Below are 6393 nucleotides of genomic sequence, written 5' to 3'. Positions count from 1 at the left end.
GCATCCAGCACGTGTGCGGCACCTTGCGGGCACCGCGCCTGGAGATCGAAGCGGCCACCCACACGGACCACGACGCTCTGGTGGTTCGCGCAGGACTCAAGGGCTGACCCGGCAGGCGGTGTCCGGTCGGAGGGAGGGGAGGGAGGTGGCGTGACGGTGATGTGCCCCGTTCCCTCACTCCTCCGGCCGGACGCCGACGCAGAACGTCGGCATGCCGTGCCCTGACCAGTCGCTGCTCACGCGCGCTCCCGCAGCACCAGCACCGCCCCGGCCGCCAGTACCGACAGCCCCGCCCCGGCGAGGATCGCGACGTTCGTTCCGTCCCCCAGGCCGCCGCTCGACGAGGTGACCACCGCGATCGTGAGCGCCACCCCGGCGGAGGAGCCGATGTATCGAAGAGTTTGCTGGGCACCTGAGCCCATGGCCGCCCTGGCGGCCGGAACCGTCTACACCGCCAGCAGGGGCAGCGCGGCGTTGAGCAGTCCGCTGCCGACGCCGCTGATGATCAGGCCGGGAAGCAGGCGCTGCCAGGAGTCGGCATTGATGGCGCCGAGCATCGTCAGGACGCCGGCCGCGTGCAGGAGGAACCCCAGGGCAAGCTGGTGACGCGTCGGCACGCGGCCCGCCAGCCGCTTGGCCTGGAGAGCCACGCCGAAGGACAGGCCCGACCAGAGCAGGAACAGCCACGCCGTCTCGATCGGGGACAGGGAGAGTGTCTGTTGAAGGATGAAGGGCAGGAAGCTGAAGAGGCCGATCACCGCGAGGCCCGTGAACAGGCCGCCGACCGACGAGGCCAGGAAGCCGGGGCGGCGCAGCAGACCCAGCTCGATCATCGGGTTCTTCGTGCGGCGTTCCACGAGCACGAACAGGCCCACCAGCAGGACGGCCGCCAGGAACAGCAGGCCCACCGGGGCGCGGAGCCAGCCGTCACGGCCCAGGGTCAGCGCGGCGACCAGGGCGACCAGAGCCAGACCGAAGGCCAGCGCGCCCAGGACGTCAGGACGTCCGTCCCTCGGGGAGCAGGACTCCGACAACGTACGCGCCGACAGGGCCGCCACGATCAGCACCGCCGCGCCCAGGACGCCGTACGCCACCCGCCAGCTCGGTATCGCGCCCACCACCAGCGGGCCGACCGCGATGCCGCCGCTGACGAAGGCGCCCCAGACGCCCGTCGCGTGCAGTCGGCCGCGTGGACTCGGGAAGGCGTGCACCAGAAGGCCCAGGCTGCTCGCCAGAATCGCCGCGCTGGCCGCACCTTGCGCGATGCGGGCCAATGTGAACAGCCAGGTCGCGGAGGCCAGCGCGCCCAGTGCTGTGGTGACGCCGAGGGTGAGCGTGCCGACGAGGAAGATCCGGCGGCGGCCGTAGTCGTCGGCGAGGCTGCCTGCGACCAGGAGGAGGGCGGCCAGACCCAGCGGTGTGCCATTGATCAGCCAGGCCTGTGCGGAGAGCGGGGTGTGCAGGGCCGCGGCGGTGTCGCGGAGCGTGACGAGCGGTGCCGTGTACGTCATCAGCGTCACGGCTGTTGCGGCGCTGGTCAGGGCCAGGGTGGCGCGGGGCCTTGGGGCTGCTTCGGCGTGCGTCTTCACGTCGGTGGTCGCTGGCTTGGCTGGTGTGCCCGGGCGGGACATGGGGTCTGGCCTCCGGAAGCTCGCGGTGAAGATTCGGTCATTGAACCTAGCTGGCTCGTCACCGTAGCGTCAGAGGTTCCGTCGTCGATCCCGCTGCCTCTTGTGAATTCAATCACCGAACTCACTTGGTACGGTGGATGGCATGGCCCTGGGTAAGGACTACGCGACGCAAGAGTGCTCCATCGCGCATGCGCTGGAGATCGTCGGCGAGCGATGGACGCTGCTCGTCGTCCGTGACGCGCTGTTCGGCGTCCGTCGCTACAACGACTTCCTCGTTCACCTCGGCATCCCGCGCGCCGTGCTCTCCGCCCGTCTGCAAAAACTCACGGAGCAAGGTCTCCTCGAAAAGCGGCAGTACCAGCAGTCGCCCCCGCGTGACGAGTACGTGATCACGGAGCGCGGCATCGCGCTGTGGCCCACCCTGTGCGCGCTCGGACTGTGGGGCCGCGAGCACATCACAGAGACCCGGCTGCGCTACTTCCGGCACGCCGACTGCGGCACCGAGCTGGGCCCGTACGGAGAGTGCCCCACCTGCGCCATCGTTGTGCCCGTCGAAGACGTCCTCATGGAGCCGGGGCCCGGGCTGGCCCCCGACCCGGCAGATTCGGTCAGCCGGGCACTGCTCAGGCCGAAAAGGCTGCTGGAACCCATCTCCGTCTGAGGAGATCCGGTACGGCCGACAGCAGGGCGAGCAGGCCTGCCGGGGAGCAGCCCTGGTCAGCCTGTTCTACACGTTCGGCGTCGTCCGAGACCCAGGGGAAGGGCACGTCGGGCCACCGTGTGGCAGCCGGGTTCGGCGGGATGGCCACGTGTCCGTCAACTGGTAAGTTCCAGGTCGGGTTTCCCCTTCGCGGAACGCACTGTGGTGCTGCGGCTCGACGGCCATCTCATGCATGCGATTGCGGACAACGTGCTGGTGGGAACCTGGTCCAGTCCGGTGCCGGCAAGCCGTCTGACCCAATTCCACAGCGCCCGGGCTGCCTCCAGCCCGCTGCCCCGGGTTGCCTTTCCTGCCGGGTCCATCCGGGCTCAACGCAAGGTGCACGCCAGCGGTCGCTTCGTGATCAACGGGCAGTTCGTCAAGCTCGGTCCCCGCCCCGCGGGAAAGATCGTCACCGTCATGATCGAGGACACCCACCACCGGAATCCTGTACGGCGGGGACGAACTCGCGGTCAGGCCGCGCAAGAACACCGATCCGATCACGCGTCTGCTGGTCAGAGGCATGGGCAGCCAACCAACCGACGGTCAGGCATCTCCTGACGGCAAACCGTCAGGAAAGTCCTGAGGCCCCGCAACGACAAGACTCAACGGCGGTGCATACAACTTCTGTTACGTGGCGCAGACTCCTGAAAGGCTGCAGGGGCGGCCATAGCAGTGATGCGTGAGCTGACGAGCAGCACCTTCTGTGCTCTTCCGAGGACGTCCCGGGAGAGGGAGGGAGGTGCTTGATGTTGAAGCTCGATGAGTCGCCAGACTGGACGTACTGGGCGCTGCACGCCAGCGGGCGGCCGTGGCGCGTGCGGCCGCAGGCGGGGGTGGCGGTGGACGCTGCGTAACCGTGATCGCCGAGCGACCAGACAACTTGATGGGTATCAGCTGCAACACCCTGACGACGGGGCCGGGGGAGTGATCCGGGGCGGGTGTATTCGGGAGGCGCAAAAGGGCTGGAACGCGGTCAACCGCTCCCTGTGGAGCAGGATACTGGTGCCTTCCGACGACGTGGCGATCAGGGGAGCGGATTGGTGAACTCTGCCGGAGAAACGGGTGGTTGGGGTGTGGGCGGCGGCCGGGGTGAGCGGCATGCGGTCGTCGTGGGCGGGAGCCTTGCGGGGTTCCTCGCGGCGCACGTCCTCGCCGGGCACGCCGACCGAGTGACCGTCGTGGAGCGCGACCGGTTCCCGGACGGCAGCAAGCCGCGGCCCGGCGTACCGCAGGGCCGGCATCCGCATGTCCTGCTGGAGGGCGGGCAGTCGGCCCTGGAGTCGTTGCTGCCGGGCTTCCTGGCGGAGCTGCGGGCGGCGGGAGCGCCGCGGGTGGGCATGCCGTCGGACTTGGTGCTGTGGCAGAACGGCCGCTGGTTCCGCCGGGTGCCCGCGACGACGCACATCTACACCGGTTCCCGCGCGCAGCTCGAGGAGCTGGTGCGGCGGCGGGCCCTGGCCAACCCGGTGATCAGCACGGTGGAGGGGACCGATGTCGTCGGGCTCCTCGGTGACGCCTCGCGCGTGCGGGGCGTGCTGCTGCGGGACCGCTCCGGCGACGCCCGCGCAGAGCACCGGCCCCTCGAGGCCGACCTGGTCGTCGACGCCTCCGGCAGCGGCACCAAGGCCCCGCAGTGGCTCACGGCGATCGGCGCCGAGGCCCCGTACGAGGAGACCATCGACACGGGGCTTGCGTACGCCTCGCGCGTCTACCGCGGCAGGAGGGGCGTCCTCGACGGCGACACCGTCGGCTACTACGTCTACCCGAGCCCCGACCAGGTCCACGCCGGCGGTGCGCTGCCGCTGGAGGACGGCAGCCATCTGGTCATCGTCTCGGGACTGCGCGGCGACGAACCGCCCACGGACGACGACGAGTTCGTGACGTACACCAAGAGGCTGCCGCATCCGCTCCTGCACCGGTGGCTGGACGAGGCCGAACCGCTCTCGCCGGCGTTCGGGTACCGACGAACCGCGAACATCCGCCGCCGCTACGACCTTCCCGGCCGCCGCCCGGCCGGATTCCTCGCCACCGGCGACGCCCTGTGCACCTTCAACCCGATCTACGGGCAGGGCATGGCCGTCGCCGCGATGAGCGCGGTCGCCCTGAGCGACGCGCTGGCCGACCAGCGCCGGACCCCCACCACGCGGCGTGTGCAGCGGGCACTGCTCACAGCGTCCCGGCAGGCGTGGGACATCTCCGCCGGGGCGGACCGCAAGATGCCGGGCGCGATCGGCAACGCGGTCGCCGGCGGGCCCGCGGACCGCGTTGCCGACCGGTACCTGCAGCGAGTCCAGGACTGCTACCCCGGCGACCCCGTCGTGGGGCGCGCCTTCCGCTCTGTACTGACCCTCTCCGCGCCCGTCACCGCCCTGTTCGCCCCGTCCGTGGCCCGGGCCGTCCTTTTCCGCCCGCCCGCGCTGACGCCCACCGAGCCGCCTGCGGCCCCGGAGGAACCGGGGGTCTGAGCGAGGCCGGCAGCCCGGACATCGACATCGGGATCGTCAAGCGCAACCCGCAGGAGACGGGGTTCGTTTTGTTGCCAAAGCGGCTGAGGCCGTCCCTTCCGGCCGGATGCTGTTCGCCCCATCCTTGCCGGACGGGTACCCAGCAGGCCGTTGCGCTTCGTTGCCATGGATCGGGCGCTGGATGCCCTGTCGGGGATGGTTGCCCCGGAGGCGGCGCCGCAGGTGCTCGCCAACCGGCTCACCGACCGGCTGTGGGAGGTCGGTGCTGAGGGCCCTGGCGCGATCCGATGGGCTGGCTGCTTGGTCGGGGCCTGGTTCAGCGCCCTGCCTGTCCGGATCTGAGGTGTGACGACGGCATCCGGCTGGACACAGGCTCCGGCTGCCGGACCCGCGGGAACACAGTCCACACGCGGCGCGCGCTGCGGGCCCGGGTAGCGGCCCGGGTGGAGGCCGAGATGCCGTACAGCGAACAGACCGCGCGCCGGGCCGAGGCCGAGCGGCGGCTGCCGACGAGGCCGCGGACGCGGCGGGCCGCCGTACCGCCGAATTCCTCCTCCGCCTTCACCGACTGCGAGTCCACGACCGCCGCACTCGGCTCCTCCTCGCGGCCTTCCGTCCGGCGCACGGCCTCGCGCAGCCGCTCGTGCAGCTCGGCCGCCAAGCCCGTATCCCGCCAGCGGGCGAAGAAGGCATACACCCTCGGCCAGGGCGGGAAGTCCGCGGGCATCGCGCGCCACTTGATGCCATTGTCGACGAGTTAGCGCACCGCGTCGATCATCTGCCGGTGACAGTAGCCCTCCGGCCGCCCGCCCCGGCCTGCCGGCCATCCCGGCACCGGCAGCAGATCGCGCACGAGAGCCCACTCGGCATCGCTCATGTCCGAGTCGTACCGGGGCCGGCGCTCCGGCCGGTCGGCCGCGTTCCCGAACCTGTGGGCGAGACAGTCACACCCATGGGTGGCCTGACTGGACCCGCCAGCCACCACCACGCGACACTTCAACACCAGGGCCTCTTGCCACTCGCTGGATTCGACAACCGCGAGCTGCCAAGAGGCCCTTCCTTCATGCCTACGCACCGGCCAACTCACCCGATCCAGGACCCCGTTCGAAGCGGACCGACCACGCGAGCGGATAGAGAACAGCCAGTTAGCTTGGCGTTTAACGTGGACGGGCTTGGTGTTCCTTGATTGATTCGGCGCGTTTGACCGTCTTGCCGACGTCGTGATGCTTGGCTCGCTCCTTGTTCTTCGAACCGGGAGGCCGTCCGGGGCCTGGTCGTGTGGGTTTCGGTGCGGCCGACGGCCTCGCGGTCGTGGAGCGGAGGTTGCGAAACCCGCGGCGGACTCGGGCAGGGGTGAGTCGGCGGGGCTCGGTGCGGCGTTCCCAGGGCCGGCGGAGGTCCTCGGCGAGTGGCCGGGCCAGGCGGAGCTGGGCGTGGGCGGCGATGATGAGCCAGGTCCACAGGTCCGCGGTGTCCGCGTGACGGACCTTCGGGGCGGTCCAGCCGAGGGTTTGTTTCATGAGCCGGAAGGTGTGCTCAAGATCGAATCTGCGGAGGAAAGACTGCCACCAGCGTTCCACGTCCGCCGGTGCGG

General features: G+C 70.4%; 3 protein-coding genes and 2 pseudogenes. 2 read left to right on the top strand and 3 right to left on the bottom strand.

What is annotated here, in order from left to right; all coding sequences use genetic code 11:
• Positions 1–236: 236 nt before the first annotated feature.
• Positions 237–1631: pseudogene (locus ACTWQJ_RS44410) on the bottom strand (MFS transporter).
• 142 nt (positions 1632–1773) lie between these two features.
• Here ACTWQJ_RS44410 and ACTWQJ_RS44405 point away from each other — a divergent pair.
• Positions 1774–2292 carry a winged helix-turn-helix transcriptional regulator gene (locus ACTWQJ_RS44405; RefSeq protein ID WP_443312075.1) on the top strand — a complete coding sequence of 173 codons (519 nt, stop codon included), beginning with the start codon at positions 1774–1776 and terminating at the stop codon, positions 2290–2292.
• Between the two features lie 1151 nt (positions 2293–3443).
• Positions 3444–4799: an FAD-dependent oxidoreductase gene (locus ACTWQJ_RS44400; protein ID WP_443312076.1), complete on the top strand. Its 1356-nt coding sequence runs from the start codon at positions 3444–3446 to the stop codon at positions 4797–4799.
• A 316-nt stretch (positions 4800–5115) separates the two neighbouring features.
• Here the strand turns inward: ACTWQJ_RS44400 and ACTWQJ_RS44395 are convergent, their stop codons facing one another.
• Both ACTWQJ_RS44395 and ACTWQJ_RS44390 read right to left on the bottom strand, forming a co-directional pair.
• Positions 5116–5526: a hypothetical protein gene (locus ACTWQJ_RS44395; RefSeq protein ID WP_443312074.1), complete on the bottom strand. Its 411-nt coding sequence runs from the start codon at positions 5524–5526 to the stop codon at positions 5116–5118.
• Between the two features lie 430 nt (positions 5527–5956).
• A pseudogene (locus ACTWQJ_RS44390) lies at positions 5957–6393 on the bottom strand (NF041680 family putative transposase); the annotation flags it as partial.

Origin of the sequence: Streptomyces sp. KR55 (assembly GCF_052245645.1) — a bacterium.
GTDB lineage: Bacteria > Actinomycetota > Actinomycetes > Streptomycetales > Streptomycetaceae > Streptomyces > Streptomyces flavusporus.
Note: the sequence above shows the minus strand (reverse complement) of the source record. Positions and strands in the feature narration are given on the sequence as shown.

Bases quoted from the DNA above. Each gene is read 5' to 3' on its own strand.
- ACTWQJ_RS44395 (WP_443312074.1), bottom strand. From the start codon at position 5,526: ATGCCCGCGGACTTCCCGCCCTGGCCGAGGGTGTATGCCTTCTTCGCC.
- ACTWQJ_RS44405 (WP_443312075.1), top strand. From the start codon at position 1,774: ATGGCCCTGGGTAAGGACTACGCGACGCAAGAGTGCTCCATCGCGCAT.